Source organism: Streptomyces sp. URMC 126, assembly GCF_051386555.1.
GTDB lineage: Bacteria > Actinomycetota > Actinomycetes > Streptomycetales > Streptomycetaceae > Streptomyces.
The window spans coordinates 42052-64419 of record NZ_JBPQTX010000004.1; the positions used below are offsets into that span (position 1 = coordinate 42052).

Sequence of the window (22368 nt, forward strand, 5' to 3'; positions counted from 1 at the left end):
CCGGCCCGCGGTGCGTTCGTCTCCTGCGCGGCGGCGGACGGGAGAACCGGGCGTCGTGGCCGGTGCCCGCGGGAGCGGCTGTGCGGCCGCTGAGGCCCGTACACGCCCGGAAGGGCATCCCCCTGACGCCCGGCCCGCCGGGGGAGTTCAGACCGGCCTCCAGGCCCCGGGAAACGCGTGAGAGATCGGGAGCGTGCCGGAGTCCGTGCTTCCGGAAGTGCGGTCCGGCGTCTCGGGGGAACGGCCGTCCCGGGGGCGGTGTCTCGTGAACGCCCGGCCGGGCCCGGCGTCTCGCCGCCCGGACCGGAGCCTGAGGACGCCGGAGCCCGGACCTAGAAGGTCTGGAGCGTCACCAACGTCACACGGCGCGGCTCCGGCCCGTCCGCCGTGTCCGTCATCTCGATCCGCACCCGCTGCCCCGGCCGCAACAGCCGCAGACCGCCCGCGTCGAACGCCGCGGCGTCGAACGGCACCGGGGTGCCGTCGTCGAGGAGAACGCTGCCGCAGCGGGTCTCGGGGTCGTAGGTGTACGCGGTGGCCTGCATGCCCGAAAGCCTAGTCCGTCACCGTGCCGGCGGACCCCCGCGCCGGACCGGCCGCCGCCCACGCCCCGGCGACCGCCGCCGTGCGCGGCCCCACGCCCAGGTCCAGCGCGGCCCGCAGATCCGCCAGGGTGTCCACGTCACGCCGTACGGAATCCACCCCGGGCAATCCGATTTCCCGCGCCCCGGACGCCCGGTGCCGGGCGCGCGAGCGGCCCTCGAACGCCGGCGCCAAAAGCATTCCGGGAGCCGCCGCCAACAGCGTCGTCCCGATTCCCTCGGCATCCGCGAGAAATGCGCGCGGGAATTCCGACGCCGAATCGAGCACCCGCCCGAGTTCCGCCGCGCGCAGTGCCGGGAGATCCGCGTTCAGTGTCGCCACGCCCGAGCGCGGGCGGTGCGCCCGGACCGTCCGCGCCCCGTGCGCGAGGGCCGCGTTGAGGCCCCCGCCGCCCGCCGGTTCGGCCACCGTCCGGGCGCCGGCCGCGGTCAGTTCCGCCCCGGCCAGCGGGTCGTCGGTGACAACCACCACATCGCGGACCGCCGCGCAGGACAGCGCCGCCGCCACCGTGTCCACCGCGAAGGCCAGCGCCAACGCCGCGCGGTCGGCGCCGGGACCCGTCCCCCGGCCCGCCGCCGCCAGCCGGCTCTTGGCCCGGGCCAGCGGTTTCAACGGCACCACCAGCGTCCAGAGCACGGCAACTCCTCTCCCCGGGCCTTCCCGGCCGCCTCGCCACCGGCCCCCGTACCGGCCCATTGTCGCCCGCCGCCGCGCGCCCGGGCGCGCGCCCTCGCTCCGGGAGTCCGGCCGCTGCCGCCGGAGGGGCACGGGGTTACGGTGTTCTCGACAGACCGGGTACCTGGCGCCACACTTGTCCGGCCCCGGGAGAGCAGCAGGCCCGCGGAAGCTTCCAGGTCCCAAGAGAAGGGTGTACGGGTGTCCCGCCACAGAATCGGCTTCTGGTACCGCTTTACGGCGGTGTTGGCGAAACCGCCGCTCGTGGTTCTGTTCAAGCGGGAGTGGCGCGGAATGGAGCACATTCCCGCCGACGGCGGCTTCATCACCGCCATCAACCACAACTCCTACCTGGACCCGCTGTCCTACGCCCACTTCCAGTACAACACCGGGCGCGTCCCCCGCTTCCTCGCCAAGGCCGGCCTCTTCCGCAACGGTTTCATCGGCACCCTGCTGCGCGGCACCGGACAGATCCCCGTCTACCGCGAGAGCACCGACGCGGCCAACGCCTTCCGCGCCGCCGTCGACGCCATCAACAAGGGCGAGTGCGTGGCCTTCTACCCCGAGGGCACCCTGACCCGCGACCCCGACCTGTGGCCCATGGAGGGCAAGACCGGCGCCGCCCGCGTCGCCCTGCTCACCAAGGCGCCCGTCATCCCGGTCGCCCAATGGGGGGCCCACGAGGCCATGCCGCCCTACGCCAAGCAGAAGAAGGTCCGCCTCTTCCCGCGCAAGACCCTCCGGGTGATGGCCGGCCCGCCTGTGGACCTCAGCGAGTTCCACGACAAGGAGCCGACCGCCGAGGTGCTCCGCGCGGTCACCGAGAAGATCATGGCCGCGATCACCGAACTCCTCGCCGAGCTCCGCGACGAGCCCGCCCCCGCCGAGCCGTACACCCTCAAGAAGGCCCGGGCCGCCGCTGCCGCCCGCCGCCGGGCGGGCGCCGACCGCGAGAAGACCGACCACGAGAAGGCCGACCACGAGGAGGGCGCCAAGTGACGCGCTGCGCCGTCTTCGGCACCGGATCCTGGGGCACCGCCTTCGCGATGATCCTCGCGGACGCCGGCTGCGAGGTGACCATGTGGGGCCGACGTGCCGCCGTGGTGGACGCCGTGAACAAGGGCGCCAACCCCGACTACTTCCCCGGCGTCGAGCTGCCCTCCGCCGTCCGGGCCACCACCGACCCCGCGGAGGCCGCCGCCGGCGCCGCGTTCACCGTGCTGGCCGTGCCCTCCCAGACGCTCCGCGGCAACCTCGCCGCCTGGAAGCCCCTGCTGGCCGACGGCACCGTCCTGGTCTCCCTGATGAAGGGCGTCGAACTCGGCACCGCCAAGCGGATGAGCGAGGTCATCGAGGAGGTCGCCGGCGTCGGACCCGACCGGGTCGCCGTCCTCACCGGCCCCAACCTCGCCAAGGAGATCGCCGACCGGCAGCCCGCCGCCGCCGTCGTCGCCTGCCGCGACGAGGAGGTCGCCAAGCGCCTCCAGGCCGCCTGCCACACCGCGTACTTCCGCCCGTACACCAACACCGACGTGGTCGGCTGCGAGCTCGGCGGCGCGGTGAAGAACGTCATCGCGCTGGCCGTGGGCATCGCCGACGGCATGGGCCTGGGCGACAACGCCAAGGCGTCCCTCATCACCCGCGGCCTCGCCGAGACCACCCGGCTCGGCCTGGCGATGGGCGCCGACCCGCACACCTTCGCCGGCCTCGCCGGGATGGGCGACCTCGTCGCCACCTGCTCCTCCCCGCTCTCCCGCAACAACACCTTCGGCCGCAACCTCGGCCGCGGGCTGAGCCTGGAGGAGACCATCGCCGTCACCAAGCAGACGGCGGAGGGCGTCAAGTCCTGCGAGTCGGTGCTCGATCTGGCGCGCAGGCACCATGTCGACATGCCGATCACGGAGACCGTGGTGGACATCGTCCACGAGGGCAAGCCGCCCATGGTCGCCCTGAAGGAGCTCATGGCGCGCAGCGCCAAGCCGGAGCGGCACTGAGAACCGGCGGGGCCACCAGGTAGTCTCAACGCGATATGAGCAGCGAGAACCCCACCCAGAGCCCCGGCCGCAAGCCGCGCGTCGCGATCGTCTTCGGCGGACGCAGTTCCGAGCACGCCATCTCCGTGGTCACCGCCGGAGCGGTGCTGCGCGCCATCGACCGCACGAAGTACGACGTGCTGCCGATCGGCATTACGCAGGACGGCCGTTGGGCGCTGACCACCGACGACCCCGAGCGCATGGCCATCGCCGGCCGCACGCTGCCCAGCGTCGACCGGCTCGCCGAGTCGCCGGAGGGCGAGGTCGTGCTGCCCGTCGCGCCCGCCAACCGCGAGATCGTCTACACCGAGCCCGGGTCGGTCCCCAAGGCCCTCGGCGAGGTCGACGTGGTCTTCCCGGTGCTGCACGGCCCCTACGGGGAGGACGGCACCCTCCAGGGCATGCTGGAACTGGCCGGCATCCCCTACGTGGGCGCCGGTGTGCTCGCCTCGGCCGTCGGCCAGGACAAGGAGTACATGAAGCGGATCTTCATCTCCTACGGGCTGGCCGTCGGCCCCTACGAGGTGATCCGCCCGCGCGAGTGGGAGAACGACCGCGAGGCCGCCCGCCGCAAGGTCCTGGACTTCGCCGGCGAGCACGGCTGGCCGCTGTTCGCGAAGCCCGCCCGCGCCGGCTCGTCCATCGGCATCAGCAAGGTGGACGACGCATCCGGCCTGGACGAGGCCATCGAGGAGGCCCGCCGCCACGACCCGAAGATCCTGGTCGAGGCGCTGCTGCGGGGCCGGGAGATCGAGTGCGGCGTCCTGGAGTTCGAGGACGGCCCGCGCGCCAGCGTGCCCGCCGAGATCCCGCCGGTGGAGGCGCACTCCTTCTACGACTTCGAGGCCAAGTACATCGACTCCGCCTCCGGCATCGTCCCCGCGCCGCTGACCGAGGAGCAGACCCGCCGGGTCCAGGAGCTGGCCGTCCAGGCGTTCGAGGCCGTCTCCTGCGAGGGCCTGGTCCGCGCGGACTTCTTCCTCACCGAGGACGGCGAGTTCGTCATCAACGAGGTCAACACCATGCCGGGCTTCACGCCCATCTCCATGTACCCGCGCATGTGGCAGGAGACCGGCGTCTCGTACCCGGAGCTGGTGGACCGGCTCCTCCAGGCCGCGCTGCGCCGCTCGACGGGCCTGCGCTAGGAGACCTACGGGAGGTCGGCGTCGTCCGGGACATCGGACGGCACCGCCTTTTGGACGGCGGCGGTCAGATCGACGAGCGCGCTCATGTCGCCGCCGTCGCCGACCACCTCCTTCGGCAGCGTGACCTCGATGTACACCGGCCGCAGAGGGGTGGTGCAGCGGATGCTCCCGTCCGACAGCCGCTCGGGGGCCCACCGCACGCCGTCGATGTCCACGGCCTTCGTCCGCACGTCCTCGAAGGCCTTCGGCCGCGGCACCCCGCAGCGCAGCTCGATCCACGGGCCGTCGCCCCAGGCGGCGGTGAAGTCCGAGGCGGGCTTCGTGGCGTGCCGCTTCAGCCCGCCCACCTCGTCCGGCAACTCGCCGTGCAGCGCCCGGCAGAGCGTCGCCTCCCGGGCGGTGGGGGTCGGCACGGCCGGATGCGGAGCGTCGTCCCCCGCCGAGCATGCGACGGCCGCGCACAGCAGGGCCGCCGTCAGGGACAGGGCGGCCCGCCGGCGCGGCCGGACGGGCGGGAGGGAACGAACGGAACGGGCGGGCACAGTGCTCACCGGCCGAGCATACGAGGGGCTACAGGTGGACGACCGGGCAGGTCAGCGTCCGGGTGATGCCCTCCACCTGCTGGACCTTGGCGACCACCATCCGGCCGAGCGCGTCCACGGTGTCGGCCTGGGCGCGGACGATGACGTCGTAGGGACCCGTCACGTCCTCGGCCTGGATCACGCCGTTGATCTTCGAGATGACTTCGGCGACGGTCGACGCCTTGCCGACCTCGGTCTGGATCAGGATGTACGCCTGTACCACGGAACCTCCAGGGCGGCTTCGAGGATCATGTGGGGAGAAGAGACGCCACCGTACCGCGCCGCCGCACGGCACGGGGAGACCCGCGCCACCTGCGCGGCGCGCGGTTCCTCGGGAACCGCGAGACGACAGCACCTGATACTCCGAGGAGGAGCGCAGTGAAAGGCACCGTCGGCGAGTTGGGGGAGTTCGGCCTCATCAGGGAGCTGACCTCCCGGCTCACCACCACCCCGGCCGTCCGGCTCGGGCCGGGCGACGACGCCGCGGTGGTCGCAGCGCCCGACCGGAGGGTCGTGGCCAGCACGGACGTGCTCCTGGAGGGACGGCACTTCCGCCGCGACTGGTCCACCGCCTACGACGTGGGCCGCAAGGCCGCCGCCCAGAACCTCGCCGACATCGCCGCCATGGGCGCGGTGCCGACCGCCGTGCTGCTCGCCCTCGTCGTCCCGGCCGAACTCCCCGCCACCTGGCCGGTGGAGCTCATGGACGGCATCCGCGACGAATGCCAGGTCGCCGGCGCGGCGGTGGTCGGCGGGGACGTGGTGCGCGGCGAGACCATCACCGTGTCCATCACGGCGCTGGGCGACCTCCGCAACCACGAACCCGTCATGCGCTCCGGCGCGCAGCCCGGCGACGTCGTCGCCGTCACCGGCTGGCTCGGCTGGTCGGCGGCCGGACTCGCCGTCCTCTCCCGGGGCTTCCGCTCCCCCCGCGCCTTCGTCGAGGCGCACCGCCGCCCCGAACCCCCGTACCACGCGGGCCCGGCCGCCGCCTCGCTCGGCGCCACGTCCATGACGGACGTCAGCGACGGGCTCATCGCCGACCTCGGGCACATCGCCGAGGCCAGCAAGGTCCGGATCGACCTGCACACGGCGGCCATCGACGTGCCCACGCAGATGTCCGACATCGGGCAGGCCGTGGGCGTCGACCCGCTCCAGTGGGTGCTCACCGGCGGCGAGGACCACGCCATCGTCGCCACCTTCCCGCCGGACGTGAAGCTGCCCGCCCGCTGGAAGGTGATCGGCGAGGTGGTCAACCCGTCCGCCCTGCCGCAGGTGACGGTGGACGGCGCGCCCTGGGAGCGGACGGGCGGCTGGGACCACTTCGGCGACGAGGACCTGCCGGAGACGGAGGAGGACTGAGGGGCGCGTAGGTTGTCCCCATGCCGATACCCGTGCCCGTGCCCGTTCCTCCGCGTGTGCTGACCGTCGCCGGCTCCGACTCCGGCGGCGGCGCCGGCATCCAGGCCGACCTCAAGACGATGCTCGCCCTGGGCACGCACGGCATGAGCGTCGTCACCGCCGTCACCGCCCAGAACTCCCGCGGCGTACAGGGCGCGTGGCCGCTGCCGGCGGAGGCGGTACGGGCGCAGTTCCGCAGCGTCGTCGACGACATCGGGGTACAGGCGGTCAAGACGGGGATGCTGGCTTCGGCGGAGCTGGTGGAGACGGTGACCGAGTTGCTGACGGGCGTCGGGGCGCCTGTGGTCGTCGATCCCGTGGGCATCTCCAAGCACGGTGATCCGCTGTTGGCCGCGTCGGCGCTCGACGCTCTTCGTCTGAAGCTGCTGCCGCTGGCGACGGTGGCCACGCCCAATCTCGACGAGACGGCGTGGCTTACGGGTGTTCGGGTCGCCTCCGAGGACGATCTCCGGCGGGCCGCGGAGGCCGTCTTGGCCTTCGGGCCGCAGTGGGTGCTGATCAAGGGCGGCCACCTGCCCGGTGACGCGGTGGACCTGCTCACGGACGGCACGTCCGAGCACCTGCTGCGGGCTCCGCGCCATGACAACCGGCATACGCACGGGACGGGGTGCACGCTGGCGAGTGCGATCGCTTGCGGGCTCGCGAGGGGTCTGGCCGTGCCGGACGCCGTCTCGGCGGCCAAGGAGTACGTCACCGGGGCGATCGCCGCGGGGTTCCCGCTGGGGGAGGGGATCGGGCCGGTGGATCACGGGTGGGCGCTGCGCTGAGTCCGCCTGCGGCGGGCTGGTGCCCCGGTCCCGCCCTTTCACCGTTTCTTGCGGGGGCGGGCCCCCGCACCCCCGAAACCGCGCTCCGCGCGGTTGTCCTCAAACGCCGGACGGGCTGTATCAGCCCGTCCGGCGTTTGAGGACGAGCGGCGGAGCCGCGAAAACAGGGGTCTGGGGGCCCGCCCCAGGAAACGGCGAAAGGGCGGGACCGGGGCACAGCAAAAGGCCGGTCCCCCCAGGGGACCGGCCTTCAGCAACCGGAAAGGGCTGCGCGTGGCGCGAAGCCGCTAGCGCGAGACCTTGCCGGCCTTGATGCACGAGGTGCAGACGTTGAGCCGCTTCGGCGTCGCCCCGACCTTCGCACGCACCCGCTGGATGTTGGGGTTCCAACGGCGGGAGGTACGGCGGTGCGAGTGCGAGATGTTGTTGCCGAAGCCCGGCCCCTTGCCGCAGACGTCGCAGTTGGCAGCCACGGGTTACTCCAAAGACGGGTCACCCTCGCTCACGCGAGGACGACAGGCACGTACGGTGAATCCCTGCGTGCCGAGATCTCAGAGAGTGACCGGCAGTGTCAGGGGGATGGCCTGACTCTCGTCAGGCAACCGGAGCAGCATACAACGACCGCTCCAGGACAACGAAACTACCATGACCGGCCCGTATCCCGCCCGGCCGGCCCATTCGGGCGGCCCGCACGACTACTGTGCCCACCGTCACCGCCCACCGCCACTGTCACCGTCACGGTCACGGTCACGTCATCGTCGCCCCGAGGAGGACCCCAGGTGCCGCACCCCTTCGACGCCGCCGCGGTACGCGCCTGGTGCGCCCTGGCGCTCGAAGCGCTCGGCCGGGCCCGCGAGGAGATCGACGCGATCAACGTCTATCCCGTGGCCGACGGCGACACCGGGACCAATCTCTATCTGACCGTCGAGTCCGCGGGCCGCGCCGTCGAGGCCGTCTTCGAGGCGCACGCCACCGCGGGGCCGGACGCCCGCCCGGGCCTGTCCGAGGCGGTCCGGGCCATGGCGCACGGCGCCCTGATCGGCGCGCGCGGCAACTCCGGCACGATCCTGGCGCAACTGCTCCGCGGCATGGCGGAGGTCCTGACGGACGACGGCGACGAAAGTGACGGGAGTCACCTGCTGGGCCGCGCGCTGCGCCGCGCCGCCGACTCCGCGTACGAGGGCGTCGCCCGGCCCGTCGAGGGCACCGTCCTCACCGTGGCCGCCGCCGCGGCCGGCGCCGCCGCCCGTACCGAGGGCGGTGCCGCCGCCGTGGCCCGCGCGGCGCACGCCGCCGCCCGTACGGCCCTGGAGGCCACCCCCTGTCAGCTGGAGGCGCTCGGCGAGGCCGGAGTGGTCGACGCGGGCGGCCGGGGGCTGGTGGAGGTCCTGGGGGCGCTCGTGGCGGCCCTGGAGGGCGGCGCCGCGCCGGCCGGCCGGCCGGTACGGGCGCCTCGCGCCGCCCGGCCCGTCGGCGCCTGCCCGGCCGAGGCCGCCCCCGGCACCGCGCCTGGCACGGGCCCCGCCTACGAGGTCATCTACCTGCTGGAGGCGGACGACGCCGCCGTCGCCCGGCTCCGCGCCCGGCTGGACGCCCTGGGGGAGTCGCTCGTCGTCGTCGGGGGCGACGGACTCTGGAACGTGCACGTCCACGTGGACGACGCGGGGGCCGCCGTCGAGGCCGGCGTCGACGCCGGACGCCCGTACCGGATCCGCGTCACCCACTTCGGCGCCGCCGCCGAGGAGCGCCCCCGCGTCCCCGAGCGCGTCCAGCGGGCCGTCGTGGCCGTCGTCCCCGGTGAGGGGCTGGCCGCGCTGTGCGCGGAGGCCGGCGCGACCGTCGTGCCCGTCCGGCCCGGCGAGCCGCCCGCCAGCGGCGAGCTGGTCGAGGCGGTCCGGCGCGCGCACGCCCGCGAGGTCGTCCTGCTGCCCAACGACCCCGACCTGCGGCACACCGCCGCCGCGGCGGCCGAGCAGGCCCGGGCCGAGGGCGTCCGCGTCGCCCTCATCCCCACCCGCTCCCCGGTCCAGGGCGTCGCCGCGCTCGCCGTCCACGAGCCCGGCCGCCGGTTCGACGAGGACGTCGTCGCCATGACCTCCGCCGCCGGGGCCACCCGCTACGCGGAACTGACGGTCGCCGAGAGCCGGTCCTGGACCATGGCGGGCGTCTGCCAGGCCGGCGACGTGCTCGGGCTGATCGACGGGGACGTCGCCGTCATCGGCGCCGACCTGGCCGCGACCGCCGCCACCGTGCTGGACCGGATGCTCGCGGCCGGCGGCGAACTGGTCACCCTCGTCGTCGCCGACGACGCCCCGGCCGGCTTCGCCGAGGGGCTGGAGCGGCACGTCCGGGGCGGCCACCTCGCCGTGGACACCGTCGTCTACCGGGGCGGCCGGCAGTCGGCGCCGCTGCTCATCGGCGTCGAGTAGGCGATCGGTCGATCCCGTGAGCAGGCGAAACCACCGGATGCCCGGCGTTGTCAGTGCCGTGGTGTGCAATGGGACCGTGCCCGCGCTCGACACCGCAGCCCCCGGGGCGCTCCCGGACCCCTGCCCGGAAACGACCCGGACGGCCCGGAGCGCCGCCCGGAGAACGGCCTGGAGAACCCCGTGCAGCTCGATCAGCCCCTGAAGAAGATCCTCGGCGGCACCACCGCGAAGGTGATGGCCGAGCACCTCGGCCTGCACACCGCCGGCGACCTCCTGCACCACTACCCCCGCCGCTACGCCGAGCGCGGCGAGCTCACCCGCCTCGCCGACCTGCCGCTCGACGAGCACGTCACCGTCGTCGCCCAGGTCGCCAAGGCCGCCATGAAGACCTTCAACCACGGCCGCGGCGTCCGGCTGGAGGTCGTCGTCACCGACGGCAGCGGCGCGCTGACCCTCGTCTTCTTCGGGCGCGGCGCCTACGCGCGCGAGAAGGAGCTCGTCCCCGGCCGCCGCGGCATGTTCGCCGGCAAGGTGTCGCTCTTCCACCGCACCCGGCAGCTGCTGCACCCCGACTACGAACTGCTCGACCGCGACAGCGGCGCCGAGGCCGCCGCCGACTTCGCGAACCGGCTGCTGCCCCTCTACCCGGCCTGCAAGCAGTTCCAGTCCTGGAAGCTCACCAAGGCCGTGGACACCCTCCTGGACCTCTTCGAGGCCGACGGCTGGCGGGGCCTCGTCGACCCCCTGCCGCCCGCGCTCCGCGAGGGCCGCGGCCTGGCCGAGCTGCCGGACGCCTTCCGCAAGGTCCACCGGCCGCGCACCAAGGCCGACATCGAGGACGCCCGCGCCCGCCTGAAGTGGGACGAGGCGTTCGTCCTGCAAGTCGCCCTCGCCCGCCGCCGGCACGCCGAGACCCAGCTCCCGGCCGTCGCCCGCAAGCCCGTCCCCGGCGGTCTCCTCGACGCCTTCGACGCGAAGCTGCCGTTCACCCTCACCGACGGCCAGCGCACCGTCTCCGCCGAGATCTTCGACGACCTGGCCACCGAACACCCCATGCACCGGCTGCTCCAGGGCGAGGTCGGCAGCGGCAAGACCATGGTCGCGCTGCGGGCCATGCTCGCCGTCGTCGACGCGGGCGGGCAGGCGGCGATGCTGGCGCCCACCGAGGTGCTGGCCCAGCAGCACCACCGGTCGATCACCGAGATGATGGGGGAGCTCGCCGAGGGCGGCATGCTCGGCGGCGCCGACCAGGGCACCAAGGTCGTCCTCCTCACCGGCTCCATGGGCGCCCCCGCCCGCCGCCGCGCCCTGCTGGACCTGGCCACCGGCGAGGCCGGGATCGTGATCGGCACCCACGCCCTGATCGAGGACAAGGTGCAGTTCCATGATCTCGGGTTGGTCGTGGTGGACGAGCAGCACCGCTTCGGCGTCGAGCAGCGGGACGCGCTGCGGTCCAAGGGCAAGCAGCCGCCGCACCTGCTGGTGATGACGGCCACGCCGATCCCGCGCACGGTGGCCATGACCGTCTTCGGCGACCTGGAGACCTCCGTCCTGGACCAGCTCCCGGCCGGCCGCTCGCCCATCGCCACCCACGTCGTCCCCGCCAAGGACAAGCCGCACTTCCTGACCCGCGCCTGGGAGCGGGTACGCGAGGAGGTCGAGGGCGGCCACCAGGCGTACGTGGTGTGCCCGCGCATCGGCGACGAGGAGGAGAGCGCTCCCAAGGGCGGGAAGAAGCAGGCCGGCGAGGGGCCGGACGACCCCGAGAAGCGGCCGCCGCTCGCCGTCCTCGACGTCGCCGCGCAGCTGGCCAAGGGGCCGCTGGCCGGCCTCCGGGTGGAGGTGCTGCACGGGCGGATGCAGCCCGAGGCCAAGGACGACGTCATGCGCCGCTTCGCCGCCGGCGAGGTGGACGTCCTCGTCGCCACCACCGTGATCGAGGTGGGCGTGAACGTCCCCAACTCGACCGTCATGGTGATCATGGACGCGGACCGGTTCGGCGTCTCCCAGCTGCACCAGCTGCGCGGCCGGGTCGGCCGCGGCTCCGCCCCCGGCCTGTGCCTGCTGGTCACCGAGGCGGGCGAGGCGAGCCCTGCCCGGGCCCGGCTGGGCGCGGTCGCGAGCACCCTGGACGGCTTCGAGCTCTCCCGCATCGATCTGGAGCAGCGCCGCGAGGGCGACGTCCTCGGCCAGGCCCAGTCCGGCGTCCGGTCCTCCCTCCGGATGCTCACCGTCATCGACGACGAGGAGGTCATCGCCGCCGCCCGCGACGAGGCGGCGGCCGTGGTCGCGGCCGACCCGGAGCTGGAGTCCTTCCCCGAGCTCCGCACCGCCCTGGACGCCCTGCTGGACGAGGAACGGGAGCGGTACCTGGACAAGGGCTGAGCCCGCTCCACTCCGGAGTCGTGTTGCCGTTTGCGCAACAAAGGTTGCCCGTTCCACCGCACCGGTCGCAGCCTGAGGACCGGCCGAAGGGGCCGGAGACATCTCAGGGAGGCAGACGATGACCGTGCGGGAGAACGCCGCGACCAAGCCGGGCACCGACGGGGCCGCGCGGCCGAACAACCGGGTCCACCACGTCCGCGCCGGGGAACTCGACGGCTACGCCGCCATCAGCGGCCACACCGTCGGCTCCCGGCGGCTCTGGATGGGCCTGGTGGAGAACCCGCCGCTGAGCGCCACCGACAACCACCACCACGGCGCCTCGGAAGCCGGTGTCTACGTGGTCAGCGGCCACCCGGTGTTCGTCTTCCACGACGGCACCGAGGAGGTGCGGATCGCCGCCCACCCCGGGGACTTCGTCCTGGTGCCGCCGTACGTCCCGCACCGCGAGGAGAACCCCTCCGCGGACGAGCCGGCGGTCGTGGTGATCGCGCGCACCACGCAGGAGCCGATCAAGGTCTCCGTCCCCGAGCTCTACCAGTTGACGGAGGTGCCGGGGGAGTAGGGGAGCGGCCCCCGGGGAACGCCCCGGGGCGGGGCCCCGGGCCACGGCCTACGCTGAGGGCAGCGGCGAACCCCCGCCGCCCTCCGCCCGTACCCGAAGGACCCTGAGCCCCATGACCCGCGTGATCGCCGGAACCGCCGGCGGACGCCGCCTCGCCGTACCGCCCGGCACCGGTACCCGCCCGACCTCCGACCGGGCGCGCGAGGGCCTGTTCTCCACCTGGACGGCCCTGCTGGGCCCGCTGGACGGAGCCCGTGTCCTCGACCTGTACGGCGGGTCGGGCGCCGTCGGCCTGGAGGCGCTGTCGCGCGGCGCCGGGCACGCGCTGCTGGTGGAGGCCGACGCCCGGGCCGCGAAGGTGATCCGGGACAACGTCCGGACGGTCGGCCTGCCGGGCGCCGAGGTGCGCACCGGCCGGGCCGAGCAGATCGCGGCGGGCCCCGCCCCGGCCGCCCCCTACGACATCGTCTTCCTCGACCCGCCGTACGTCGTCACCGATGACGAACTGCGGGAGATCCTCCTCACACTCCGTACCGGCGGCTGGCTCGCCGAGGACGCGCTGGTCACCGTCGAGCGCGCCACCCGGGGCGGCACGTTCCACTGGCCCGAGGGCTTCGAGGGGCTGAGGGCCCGTCGCTACGGCGAGGGGACCCTTTGGTACGGTCGCGCCGCCTCGGCGTGCAGCACCGACACCGCCCCGAGCACGTCACGCACGCCATGAACGCACCGGAGAGCGAGGAACCACCGTTGTTGCGCCGCGCCGTCTGTCCGGGGTCGTTCGACCCCGTCACCAATGGACACCTCGACATCATCGCCCGCGCTTCCAGGCTGTACGACGTCGTGCACGTGGGCGTGATGATCAACAAATCGAAACAGGGCCTCTTCACGGTGGACGAGCGGATAGACCTGCTCCGCCAGGTCACCGCCGAGTACGGGAACGTGGAGGTGGAGTCCTTCCACGGGCTCCTCGTCGACTTCTGCAAGGAGCGCGGCATCCCGGCCATCGTCAAGGGGCTGCGGGCGGTCAGCGACTTCGACTACGAGCTCCAGATGGCCCAGATGAACAACGGGCTCTCGGGCGTCGAGACCCTGTTCGTCCCCACCAACCCCACCTACAGCTTCCTCTCCTCCAGCCTGGTCAAGGAGGTCGCGGCCTGGGGCGGCGACGTCTCCCACCTGGTGCCGCCGGCCGTCCTGGAGGCCCTCACCGAGCGCCTCGCGCGCGACTGAACCGCCGCCCGGCCCGCCACCCGGAACTGACGACGCGTCAGTAGCCGCCGGAGGGCCCCCGGCGGCCGTACAGTCGTGGCGTTCGTAGCCGTCGTCCGGGAGAGAGTGGCGAGCGTCAAGGTGGACGTCCAGAAGAAGCTCGACGAGATCGTCGCGACGGTCGCCGGGGCCCGATCGCTGCCCATGTCCGCGTCCTGCGTGGTCAACCGGGCCGAACTGCTCGGCCTCCTGGAGGAGGTCCGGGCCGCCCTGCCGGACTCCCTCGCGCAGGCGCGGGAGCTGATCGGCGGCCGGGAGCGGATGGTCGCCGACGCCCGCGAGGAGGCCGAGCGGATCATCGAGTCCGCGCGCGCCCAGCGCGGCTCCCTGATCTCCGACACCGAGGTCGCCCGGGAGTCCCGCGAGGAGGCCGACCGCATCCTCGCGGCGGCCCGCCGCGAGGCCGCCGAGATCCGCGCCCAGGCCGACGACTACGTGGACGGCAAGCTCGCCAACTTCGAGGTCGTCCTCACCAAGACCCGCGGCTCGGTCGAGCGCGGCCGGGAGAAGCTGCTCGGCCTCGGCGACGGCCGTGACGCCACGGACCCCGAGGGCGCCGACGCCCCCGAGCGCAGCGCCGACCCCGCCACCCAGCGGCGGAACGCCGACGCGTACGTGGACGCCAAGCTCACGGCCGTCTCGGCGGTGCTGGCCACGACGCTGGAGGCGGTCGGCCGCGGCCGGGAGAAGCTGCTGGGCGCCCGCCCGGCGGACGAGCTGGGCGCCCACCTGGCCGCCCAGGACGGCCGCCCGGCCGCCGAGCGCCCCGCCACCGACGCCGACTTCCTGGCGGAGCTCGCCGCCCACCCGGCCCCGGCCGCCGCCGAGCCCCGGCCCGACTGGACCGCCCACCGCGAGCCGGCCGCCGCGTACCCACGGGCGGAGGCCCCGGCGGCGGCGCAGGAGGCCGGGTACGCCTGGCAGTCGTATCCGGGGCAGACGGACCCGTACGCGGCGGACGGCGGCCCCTCCGGCCACTCCGGTCACTCCGGGCATCCCGGGGAGAGCGCCGCCTACGGCTGGCCCGACCAGGCGTACGGCCACGGGTACGGGCAGGGCTACGACCAGGCGTACGGCCAGGGGGCCGGCCCGGGGCACGCCCAGGGCTACCCGCAGGCTCACCACCCCCGCCACGGCGCTCCCCCGGAGGGCGCGGCCGCCGTCCCGCCGCAGGGCGGCGGCGCCCTCGACGAGACCAGCTTCTTCGACACGAGCATGATCGACCTGGAGCAGCTCCGGCGGTACGAGCAGGGGCGCTGAACCCTCCTCCCGCCGGGCCGGAGCCCGGTCCCGCCCGGGCGCCGAGGGCACGATTGGGCCAGGGGCGGACCGTCCAGTATCCTGACTGTTCGGTCGCGCGTACATTCGCGATCCCGGCTGCCCGCGGCGTGGCGTACGAGTGTCGTACGGCACGCGACACGGGCCGCCTTCGCCGCAGCGTAGAAAGCAGGAAGCCCTGAACGCCCGCCTCGATCACCGCTCCCCCCTCGTGTTCGACACGCACGAGCTGGGCCGGCGTCCCGGTGCGCTGAAGCGGCTCTCCCGCTCGATCCCGGCCCCCGCCGACCTCGGTATCGAGGTCATCGGGGTCGCCGAGGGCGCGACCGTGGAGCTCGACCTCCGACTGGAGTCGGTCATGGAAGGGGTGCTCGTCACAGGCACCGCCCGTGCACCGCTCACCGGGGAGTGCGTAAGGTGTCTGGAGCCGCTGGAGCGAGAGCTCGAGACGGACTTCCAGGAGATGTACTCCTACCCCGACGCCGACAGCCGGAACCGCCCCGTGGCGGAACCGGAGGACGACGCCGAGGACGAGGAGGACACGCTCTTCCTCGAGGGCGACCTGTTCGACCTCGAACCCGTGCTGCGTGACGCGGTGGTGCTCGCACTGCCGCTGCAGCCGGTGTGCCGGGAGGACTGCCCGGGCCTGTGCTCCGAATGCGGGGCGCGGCTCGCGGACGACCCGGACCACCACCACGACGTCCACGACATTCGCTGGGCGGCACTGCAGGGACTCGCCGTATCCGACCAGGACGGCGAGATGGACAACGCACCCCGGTCCGCCGGGGATGACTCACAGGAGAAGTAGCCGTGGCTGTTCCGAAGCGGAAGATGTCGCGCAGCAACACGCGCCACCGCCGGTCGCAGTGGAAGGCTGCGGTCCCCACCCTGGTGGCGTGCGAGCGCTGCCACGAGCCGAAGCAGCAGCACATCGCGTGCCCGAGCTGCGGCACCTACAACAAGCGCCAGGTCCTCGAGGTCTGATCGGCGGGTGACAGGCTCCATGTCAGACGCCAATACGCCGTCCCGCGGACGCGGGACAGGATCCGGACCGGCGCCACAGGACGCAGCCTCGTCTCACACGCTTCTGGAAGGGCGGCTCGGGTACAGACTCGAGACCGCCCTTCTGGTGCGTGCGCTGACCCACCGCTCCTACGCCTACGAGAACGGCGGTCTGCCCACCAACGAGCGGCTGGAGTTCCTCGGTGACTCCGTCCTCGGCCTGGTGGTCACGGACACGCTGTACCGCATCCACCCCGACCTGCCCGAAGGCCAGCTGGCCAAGCTGCGGGCCGCGGTGGTCAACTCGCGGGCGCTGGCGGAGGTGGGACGCGGTCTCGACCTGGGTTCCTTCATCCGGCTCGGCCGGGGTGAAGAGGGGACCGGCGGCCGTGACAAAGCCTCCATCCTCGCCGACACCCTGGAAGCGGTGATCGGCGCCGTCTACCTCGACCAGGGGCTCGACGCCGCCGCCGAACTGGTGCACAGGCTCTTCGACCCGCTGATCGAGAAGTCCTCGAACCTCGGCGCCGGCCTGGACTGGAAGACCAGCCTCCAGGAGCTCACGGCGACGGAGGGACTGGGCGTGCCCGAGTACCTCGTCACCGAGACGGGTCCGGACCACGAGAAGACCTTCACGGCTGCTGCCCGCGTCGGTGGTGTCGAGTACGGCACCGGCACCGGCCGCAGCAAGAAGGAAGCCGAGCAGCAGGCGGCCGAGTCCGCCTGGCGCGCCATCCACGGCGCGGCGGAAGCCCGGGCCAAGGCCGCCGAGGCCGAACGGACCGGGAAGCCGGCGAAGGCCGCGCCCGCCGCGAAGGCCGTGAAGGGCGAGAAGGCGGAGAAGTCCGCCTCGCAGGAGACGGCCGTCAAGGCCGACGGGACGGTACCCGCCCCGGCCGAGCCCGCGTCCGCGCGGGACGCGGCCGTCGACGGGGACACCGACCCCACGGCAGGCGGAGCACAGCCCGCCGCGCAGTGAACCACCGGCCGGCCCGGGGCGCTTACCCACGCCCCGGGCCGGCCGTTCTCCGTCCGCCCGCGGGGCGGCGGAGGAGGAGACCGATCCCGGAGGATGCCGTTCCCGGGAGAACCCTTCCCGGAGGAGCACCGTGCCCGAACTGCCCGAAGTCGAGGTCGTCCGGCGCGGGCTGGCGGCCTGGGTGTGCGGCCGTACCGTCGCCTCGGTCGAGGTCCGGCACCCCCGGGCCGTCCGCCGGCACCTCGCCGGCGCCGCCGACTTCGCCGCGCGGCTCACCGGGGAGCGCCTCGGGCTCGCGCGGCGCCGGGGCAAGTACCTGTGGCTGCCGCTGGAAGGCCCCGCCGGGCCGGACCGCGCCGTCCTCGCCCACCTGGGCATGAGTGGTCAGCTCCTGGTCCAGCCGGAGGGCGCGGCGGACGAGAAGCACCTGCGGGTGCGGCTCCGGTTCGCCGACGACGCCGGCACCGAGCTGCGCTTCGTCGACCAGCGCACCTTCGGCGGGCTCTCGCTCCACGACACCGTGCCGGGCGACGAGGACGCGCTCCCCGACGTCATCTCCCACATCGCCCGGGACCCCCTGGACCCGGCCTTCGACGAGGCCGCCTTCCACGCCGCGCTGCGCCGCCGCCGCACCACGGTGAAGCGCGCCCTGCTCGACCAGTCGCTGATCAGCGGGGTCGGGAACATCTACGCCGACGAGGCGCTGTGGCGCTCACGGCTGCACTTCGACCGGCCGACGGCCGGTCTGACCCGCCCCCGCACCGCCGAACTGCTCGGCCACGTCCGCGAGGTCATGACCGAGGCGCTCGCCGTCGGCGGCACCAGCTTCGACAGCCTCTACGTCAACGTGAACGGCGAATCGGGCTACTTCGACCGCTCGCTCGACGCCTACGGGCGGGAGGACGAGCCGTGCCGGCGCTGTGGCACGGCCATGCGCCGCAGCCCCTGGATGAACCGCTCCAGCTACTTCTGCCCGCGCTGCCAGCGTCCGCCGCGGGTCTGAGTCCCGGGCGGCGACGGAAGGCGGCGGGCTCCCGCCCGCGCCGCGTCAGGCGCGTTCGGCGTCGTACTTCCGGCGTGCCGCCTCGATGACCGCCTGCCGGTCCTGCACCAGCTCGATCACGTCCATCAGCCGCTCGGCGACCTCCACGCCCAGCGGCGTCAGGGCGTAGTCCACCCGCGGGGGATTGGTCGGCTGCGCCGTGCGGTGCACCAGGCCGTCCCGCTCCAGGACCTGGAGCGTCTGCGACAGCATCTTCTCGCTGACGCCCTCGACGCGGCGGCGCAGTTCGTTGAAGCGGAGGGTGTTCTCCAGCAGGGCGGTGAGCGCGAGCGTGCCCCAGCGGCCGGTGATGTCGAACAGCGTCTCCCGGGACGGGCAGTCGCGCGAGTAGACGTTGAAGGCCAGCGCCTCGGTACAGGTGATCTTCCCGGTCGGTGCGGTGGGGCCGTCGGCTGTCATGGGTCAAGCGTACTCTCCCGCAGCGCTTACCTCTGGGTTGCGCTAACCAAAAGTTAGTGCTTTCCTTTGGTTATCGACACGGCCTGCCGAGGCCGGTCGCTCCCCCCTCTCTTCCGCCCCAGGAGATCCCCATGACCACGCCCGTCACCCCCGTCGTCTCCGTCGCCTTCCACTCCGGCTACGGCCACACCGCCGTGGTCGCCGAGGCCGTCCGCGCCGGCGCCGCCGAGACCGGTGCGACCGTCCACCTGATCGAGGTCGACAAGATCACTGACGAGCAGTGGGCGCTGCTCGACGCGTCCGACGCGATCGTCTTCGGTTCCCCGACCTACATGGGAACGGCCTCCGGCGCCTTCCACGTCTTCGCCGAGGCGACCGCCAAGCGCTGGTTCACCCACGCCTGGCGGGACAAGCTGGCCGCCGGCTTCACCAACTCCGGCTCCAAGAGCGGCGACAAGCTCCACACCCTCCAGTTCTTCGGCATCCTCGCCGCCCAGCACGGCATGCACTGGGTGAGCCTCGGCCTGCACCCGGGCTGGAACACCTCCGAGGCCTCCGAGAACGACCTCAACCGCCTCGGCTTCTTCCTCGGCGCGGGCGCCCAGACCGACAACGACCGGGGCCCCGAGGCCGTGCACAAGGCCGACATCGAGACCGCCGCGCACCTCGGACGCCGGGTCGCCGAGCAGGCCCGCGTCTTCGCGGCCGGCCGCGCCGCGCTCTGACGGCGACGCCCCGGGCGGCGCCGACCGGCTGCTCCCCCCCCACACGTCGGCGGGCGGACCACACACCCCGGAAGTCCGGGAGGTGGTCCGCCCGTCGGCGTTCGCGCGGACACCGGCGGGCCCACCGGGGTCCGCCGGCCGCGTCAGTAGCCGAAGTCCTGCGTCCACCACGGGCCGCCCGCGCCGCGCTGGACGCCGACGCCGAGGGTCCGGTAGTCGCAGTTGAGGATGTTCCGCCGGTGTCCCGCGCTGCGCATCCACGCGTCGACCACCGCGTGCGCGTCGGCGTGGCCCCGGGCGATGTTCTCCCCGCCCAGGTTCCTGACGCCGTGGCGGGCCGCCCGGTCCCAGGGGGAGCGGCCGTCCGGGTCGGTGTGGTCGAAGAAACCGCGCCGCGCCATGTCCTCGCTCATCGACTGGGCGAGCGAGGTGAGCCGCGCGTCCGCGCGCAGCGGCCGGCAACCGGCCTTCGCCCGCTCGGCGTTCACCAGGGCGACGACCGTGCGCGCCGCCGCGCCCCGGGTGTCGGCGGCGAGGTCCGCGGAGGTCCGCGCGCCCGCCTCGGCCGCATGGTCCGCCGCATGGTCCGCGGCACGGCTCGCGGCATGGTCGGCCCGCAGTCGGGCGGACGCCGTGGCGGAGTCCGCCCGTTCGGTCCGCGCGGGGGTGTCCCGTACCGCGTCCCGCCGGTGCGCGGCGACCGTGATCCGGGTCGCGGGGGAGCCGGGGACGGCGACGGAGGCCGCCGCCGACGCCGAAGTCGCGGCGGAGGTCGCGGCGGTGACTCCCGAGGCCGCCGAGGCGGCGGTGTCGGCCGTGCCGGCGCTGTCGGTTGTGCCGGCTGTGTCCGCCGCGGCCGGGGGGTGCCCGGCGGCCGTCCGGGCGACCGCCTGGACGAGGGTGCGGGCGCCGGCGCGGTCGTACGCGGTGCCGACCGCCGTGCCCGGCCGCGCCACCGGGACCGTCGGGCCGGTGTGCCCGGCCGCCGGCGGCCGGCCGGGGCGGGCGCCGGGCGGCACCTCGATCGGGGCGTCGGCGCGCACCTGACCGCCGGGGACCCCGCCCCGCCCGCCGCTGCTGTCGCCGACGGTCAGCGGGTTGCCGGGCAGCAGGCCGGAGACCATGGCCACGGCTCCCATGGCCACGGCGGCCGAGGCGCCGAGCAGACCCGTCCGGGCCGGAGCCTTGGCCTTCGGCGGCCGGACGGCTCCGCCGCCGGCGGCTCCGGCGGTGCCCTTCGCGGGGGAGCCCCGGCCCGGCTCCCGCCCCTTGCGCCGGGCTTTTCCTTCCCGCCGGGCCTTCGCCGCGGACCGTTCGCCCGGCCGCTGCTCCGGGTGGCCCTCGGGCCGCTTTTCCGGCGGCGGCCCGGCGTTCTCGGGCGGTCCGTCCCGCCGGTCCGCGCGCCCGGCCCCGCGCGGGCTCCGGTGCCGGCCGACCCCGCTCGTACGGGCGGGGTCGGGCGCGGGCCCGGGGCCGGTCCGCGCGTCGCCGGCCGGTGGGGGGACCGCCAGCGGAATGGGGATGGTGGGTGCCTCGTCGGGGTCGTACGGCTCGGTGGTCCCGGTGTGCTCGGCAGTCCCGGTGGTCCGGATGACCACGGTCGTCCCGGCCGGTTCGGTCGTCTCGCTCGTCAGGGGATCCCTGGCTGCCCGGGGACTCGCTGTCGCTTCTTCGGAGGTCACGGGGGCAGAGCGTCGATGGCGACCCATCCGCTGCCTTCCTTAGGTGCTCGGCGTCTCGGTGCGGTGCTGTGCGGTGGTGCGGTGGTGCCGTGAGTGACGGAGGACGAGAAGGGGTCGAACGGAGACCGGCGGTCCGGTCGGTCGTCACTCGTACGGGCTAGTCCTTTTCGAGGCGCGACCTTACGGCACGGAATCAGGGGCCGAAGTGCCGCTTATCTAATTGGCCGGTTAGCGTGCAGACATGAACGACTGTGTCCGTCTCACCGCCTGGGTTCGTGGTCATGTGCAGGGTGTGGGCTTCCGCTGGTTCACCCGGGAGAACGCACTGCGCATCGGAGGGCTGATCGGTTTCGCCTCGAACCTCGCCGACGGCCGCGTCCAGGTGGTCGCCGAGGGTCCGCGCGAGGCGTGCGAGGACCTCCTCGACTGGCTGCGGAGCGGGGACACGCCCGGGCGCGTGGACGGCGTCACCGAGATCTGGGCCACACCGCGCGGCGGGTACGACGGCTTCGAGATGCGCTGACCGGACACCGCCGGAAGGGGGAAACGGGGCGGAATCGGGAAGGCCGGGACCGGGTATTTATATGCCCCTGGCATATGCACTCATGGAATATTGCCTGATGGTTGCCAAGACGGTCCCGCCATGGAAGGCTGCACCCCAACGGATGATCTCCCCGCCCTCCGGGCCCGGTCAGGGAAAGGCGCCGCGCATTCCGCCGCCGCGCACCACCGGGACGCCCGTCGATACGCGGTGTGATCGTGTTGACCGTCAAACCATTTGGTGAGACTCTGGAAGCCCCGCGCACCTTAGCTGTTTGGCATGGAAGATACGAGCAAGAGCGAAGGCCAAGCACCGCGGGTGCGAATCCCTCACGACCCACACCGCATAGGTCGGTCACTCAGTGTGGAGGACCATCCATCATGGCAAAGGCGCTTCTCGGTTACGTCGGCGGCTCCGACCCCCGAGTCCTCTCCGAGATGCGACGGCTTCAGCAGCGAGTCCAGGACCTGGAATCCGAGCTCATCCGGATGCAGGCCGAGAACGACGCGCTGTCTGCCGCCGCTCACCGCGGTGACTCGCTGCTCGACAGCATCGACGTTTCCAAGGCGGAGCCTGCGCTCGCCTGACCGTATCGGCCCCGCCCCGGGGGCTCGGTCGGGCTGCACTGTCAGCCGCTCGAGAATCTGCAAGGGACGCTTCGGCGTCCCTTCGTCGTACCCGCTTCCGCCGCCGGCTCCCGGCGGCCCGCGCCGTGACCGGATCTCCGGTGTCCCGCGTTCCCTGGGCGTCCCCCGTCGTTCCGACCGTCGTCCACTGGCGTTCGCCCCCCGTCCCGTACCGCAACATGTGCCCTCCCCGTTCCGGGGC

The 22368-nt window shown here is 73.7% G+C and carries 25 protein-coding genes; 18 read left to right on the plus strand and 7 right to left on the minus strand.

Annotated elements, in window-relative coordinates:
• Positions 1 to 332 precede the first annotated feature (332 nt).
• Entirely contained in the window at positions 333 to 545 is a 213-nt protein-coding gene (locus tag ACSNOK_RS01340; protein WP_436778646.1) for a hypothetical protein, read from the minus strand.
• 10 nt (positions 546 to 555) lie between these two features.
• Positions 556 to 1239 carry a 2-phospho-L-lactate guanylyltransferase gene (gene cofC, locus ACSNOK_RS01345; protein WP_436778647.1) on the minus strand — a complete coding sequence of 228 codons (684 nt, stop codon included), beginning with the start codon at positions 1237 to 1239 and terminating at the stop codon, positions 556 to 558.
• A gap of 240 nt (positions 1240 to 1479) precedes the next feature.
• Here cofC and ACSNOK_RS01350 point away from each other — a divergent pair, with 240 nt between their 5' ends.
• From ACSNOK_RS01350 to ACSNOK_RS01360, 3 genes are read left to right on the plus strand one after another with little or no spacing between them, the layout of a single operon-like run.
• Positions 1480 to 2277, plus strand: a complete 798-nt coding sequence (locus tag ACSNOK_RS01350) for a lysophospholipid acyltransferase family protein (protein ID WP_436778648.1) — start codon at positions 1480 to 1482, stop codon at positions 2275 to 2277.
• Entirely contained in the window at positions 2274 to 3272 is a 999-nt protein-coding gene (locus tag ACSNOK_RS01355) for an NAD(P)H-dependent glycerol-3-phosphate dehydrogenase (protein ID WP_436778649.1), read from the plus strand. Before ACSNOK_RS01350 ends, ACSNOK_RS01355 begins: the two co-directional genes overlap by 4 nt.
• Before the next feature lie 35 nt (positions 3273 to 3307).
• Positions 3308 to 4456, plus strand: a complete 1149-nt coding sequence (locus ACSNOK_RS01360; protein WP_436778650.1) for a D-alanine--D-alanine ligase family protein — start codon at positions 3308 to 3310, stop codon at positions 4454 to 4456.
• 5 nt (positions 4457 to 4461) lie between these two features.
• Here the strand turns inward: ACSNOK_RS01360 and ACSNOK_RS01365 are convergent, their stop codons facing one another.
• Together ACSNOK_RS01365 and ACSNOK_RS01370 are read right to left on the minus strand one after the other, a co-directional pair.
• A complete protein-coding gene (locus ACSNOK_RS01365; RefSeq protein ID WP_436778651.1) occupies positions 4462 to 5007 on the minus strand; it encodes a DUF3515 domain-containing protein in 546 nt (181 codons plus the stop codon).
• Between the two features lie 19 nt (positions 5008 to 5026).
• Positions 5027 to 5260, minus strand: coding sequence for an Lrp/AsnC ligand binding domain-containing protein (locus ACSNOK_RS01370; protein WP_004942812.1), 234 nt, complete (start codon positions 5258 to 5260; stop codon positions 5027 to 5029).
• A gap of 155 nt (positions 5261 to 5415) precedes the next feature.
• Here ACSNOK_RS01370 and ACSNOK_RS01375 point away from each other — a divergent pair, with 155 nt between their 5' ends.
• Together ACSNOK_RS01375 and thiD are read left to right on the plus strand one after the other, a co-directional pair.
• Complete coding sequence (locus ACSNOK_RS01375; protein ID WP_436778652.1) at positions 5416 to 6399, plus strand: thiamine-phosphate kinase; 984 nt, start codon at positions 5416 to 5418, stop codon at positions 6397 to 6399.
• 20 nt (positions 6400 to 6419) lie between these two features.
• Positions 6420 to 7226, plus strand: a complete 807-nt coding sequence (gene thiD, locus ACSNOK_RS01380) for a bifunctional hydroxymethylpyrimidine kinase/phosphomethylpyrimidine kinase (protein ID WP_436778653.1) — start codon at positions 6420 to 6422, stop codon at positions 7224 to 7226.
• 287 nt (positions 7227 to 7513) lie between these two features.
• On the opposite strand, the gene rpmB is transcribed toward thiD, so the two are convergent.
• On the minus strand, positions 7514 to 7699 hold the full coding sequence (gene rpmB / locus ACSNOK_RS01385) for a 50S ribosomal protein L28 (protein WP_004942804.1): 186 nt from the start codon (positions 7697 to 7699) through the stop codon (positions 7514 to 7516).
• Positions 7700 to 8005: 306 nt separating this feature from the next.
• Here rpmB and ACSNOK_RS01390 point away from each other — a divergent pair, with 306 nt between their 5' ends.
• The 10 genes from ACSNOK_RS01390 (at position 8006) to mutM (ending at position 18133) form a co-directional block, all read left to right on the plus strand.
• Entirely contained in the window at positions 8006 to 9655 is a 1650-nt protein-coding gene (locus ACSNOK_RS01390) for a DAK2 domain-containing protein (protein ID WP_436778654.1), read from the plus strand.
• Positions 9656 to 9835: 180 nt separating this feature from the next.
• Complete coding sequence (gene recG, locus ACSNOK_RS01395) at positions 9836 to 12040, plus strand: ATP-dependent DNA helicase RecG (RefSeq protein WP_436778655.1); 2205 nt, start codon at positions 9836 to 9838, stop codon at positions 12038 to 12040.
• A 118-nt stretch (positions 12041 to 12158) separates the two neighbouring features.
• On the plus strand, positions 12159 to 12602 hold the full coding sequence (locus ACSNOK_RS01400) for a cupin domain-containing protein (RefSeq protein ID WP_436778656.1): 444 nt from the start codon (positions 12159 to 12161) through the stop codon (positions 12600 to 12602).
• A gap of 112 nt (positions 12603 to 12714) precedes the next feature.
• Entirely contained in the window at positions 12715 to 13323 is a 609-nt protein-coding gene (gene rsmD, locus ACSNOK_RS01405; protein ID WP_436778657.1) for a 16S rRNA (guanine(966)-N(2))-methyltransferase RsmD, read from the plus strand.
• A 29-nt stretch (positions 13324 to 13352) separates the two neighbouring features.
• Positions 13353 to 13832, plus strand: coding sequence for a pantetheine-phosphate adenylyltransferase (gene coaD, locus ACSNOK_RS01410; protein WP_436778673.1), 480 nt, complete (start codon positions 13353 to 13355; stop codon positions 13830 to 13832).
• 120 nt (positions 13833 to 13952) lie between these two features.
• On the plus strand, positions 13953 to 15131 hold the full coding sequence (locus ACSNOK_RS01415; RefSeq protein ID WP_436778674.1) for a cell division initiation protein: 1179 nt from the start codon (positions 13953 to 13955) through the stop codon (positions 15129 to 15131).
• Positions 15132 to 15360: 229 nt separating this feature from the next.
• The gene (locus tag ACSNOK_RS01420) at positions 15361 to 15957 is read left to right on the plus strand and encodes a YceD family protein (protein WP_436778658.1); all 597 of its coding nucleotides are present in this window, start codon (positions 15361 to 15363) and stop codon (positions 15955 to 15957) included.
• A 2-nt stretch (positions 15958 to 15959) separates the two neighbouring features.
• Positions 15960 to 16133, plus strand: a complete 174-nt coding sequence (rpmF, locus tag ACSNOK_RS01425) for a 50S ribosomal protein L32 (protein WP_003951102.1) — start codon at positions 15960 to 15962, stop codon at positions 16131 to 16133.
• A gap of 19 nt (positions 16134 to 16152) precedes the next feature.
• Positions 16153 to 17130 (plus strand): ribonuclease III, encoded by a 978-nt coding sequence (rnc, locus tag ACSNOK_RS01430; RefSeq protein WP_436778659.1) that lies wholly within the window; start codon positions 16153 to 16155, stop codon positions 17128 to 17130.
• A 130-nt stretch (positions 17131 to 17260) separates the two neighbouring features.
• Positions 17261 to 18133 carry a bifunctional DNA-formamidopyrimidine glycosylase/DNA-(apurinic or apyrimidinic site) lyase gene (gene mutM, locus ACSNOK_RS01435; RefSeq protein WP_436778660.1) on the plus strand — a complete coding sequence of 291 codons (873 nt, stop codon included), beginning with the start codon at positions 17261 to 17263 and terminating at the stop codon, positions 18131 to 18133.
• Positions 18134 to 18178: 45 nt separating this feature from the next.
• Here mutM and ACSNOK_RS01440 read toward each other — a convergent pair whose 3' ends face one another.
• Entirely contained in the window at positions 18179 to 18592 is a 414-nt protein-coding gene (locus tag ACSNOK_RS01440) for a winged helix-turn-helix transcriptional regulator (RefSeq protein ID WP_436778661.1), read from the minus strand.
• A 131-nt stretch (positions 18593 to 18723) separates the two neighbouring features.
• Between ACSNOK_RS01440 and ACSNOK_RS01445 the strand changes: the two genes are divergently transcribed.
• Positions 18724 to 19317, plus strand: a complete 594-nt coding sequence (locus ACSNOK_RS01445) for a flavodoxin family protein (RefSeq protein WP_436778662.1) — start codon at positions 18724 to 18726, stop codon at positions 19315 to 19317.
• Between the two features lie 143 nt (positions 19318 to 19460).
• On the opposite strand, the gene ACSNOK_RS01450 is transcribed toward ACSNOK_RS01445, so the two are convergent.
• On the minus strand, positions 19461 to 20999 hold the full coding sequence (locus ACSNOK_RS01450) for a CAP domain-containing protein (protein WP_436778663.1): 1539 nt from the start codon (positions 20997 to 20999) through the stop codon (positions 19461 to 19463).
• Between the two features lie 241 nt (positions 21000 to 21240).
• Here ACSNOK_RS01450 and ACSNOK_RS01455 point away from each other — a divergent pair, with 241 nt between their 5' ends.
• Positions 21241 to 21522 carry an acylphosphatase gene (locus ACSNOK_RS01455; protein ID WP_436778664.1) on the plus strand — a complete coding sequence of 94 codons (282 nt, stop codon included), beginning with the start codon at positions 21241 to 21243 and terminating at the stop codon, positions 21520 to 21522.
• 398 nt (positions 21523 to 21920) lie between these two features.
• Positions 21921 to 22127 carry a hypothetical protein gene (locus ACSNOK_RS01460; protein WP_004944922.1) on the plus strand — a complete coding sequence of 69 codons (207 nt, stop codon included), beginning with the start codon at positions 21921 to 21923 and terminating at the stop codon, positions 22125 to 22127.
• The last annotated feature ends 241 nt before the right edge of the window (positions 22128 to 22368 follow it).

Excerpts from the sequence above, each read along its gene's own strand:
- rnc (WP_436778659.1), top strand. The coding sequence starts at position 16,153 with ATGTCAGACGCCAATACGCCGTCCCGCGGACGCGGGACAGGATCCGGA.
- ACSNOK_RS01400 (WP_436778656.1), top strand. The coding sequence starts at position 12,159 with ATGACCGTGCGGGAGAACGCCGCGACCAAGCCGGGCACCGACGGGGCC.
- ACSNOK_RS01360 (WP_436778650.1), top strand. The coding sequence starts at position 3,308 with ATGAGCAGCGAGAACCCCACCCAGAGCCCCGGCCGCAAGCCGCGCGTC.
- ACSNOK_RS01445 (WP_436778662.1), top strand. The coding sequence starts at position 18,724 with ATGACCACGCCCGTCACCCCCGTCGTCTCCGTCGCCTTCCACTCCGGC.
- ACSNOK_RS01460 (WP_004944922.1), top strand. The coding sequence starts at position 21,921 with ATGGCAAAGGCGCTTCTCGGTTACGTCGGCGGCTCCGACCCCCGAGTC.
- thiD (WP_436778653.1), top strand. The coding sequence starts at position 6,420 with ATGCCGATACCCGTGCCCGTGCCCGTTCCTCCGCGTGTGCTGACCGTC.
- ACSNOK_RS01340 (WP_436778646.1), bottom strand. The coding sequence starts at position 545 with ATGCAGGCCACCGCGTACACCTACGACCCCGAGACCCGCTGCGGCAGC.
- ACSNOK_RS01455 (WP_436778664.1), top strand. The coding sequence starts at position 21,241 with ATGAACGACTGTGTCCGTCTCACCGCCTGGGTTCGTGGTCATGTGCAG.
- rsmD (WP_436778657.1), top strand. The coding sequence starts at position 12,715 with ATGACCCGCGTGATCGCCGGAACCGCCGGCGGACGCCGCCTCGCCGTA.
- ACSNOK_RS01440 (WP_436778661.1), bottom strand. The coding sequence starts at position 18,592 with ATGACAGCCGACGGCCCCACCGCACCGACCGGGAAGATCACCTGTACC.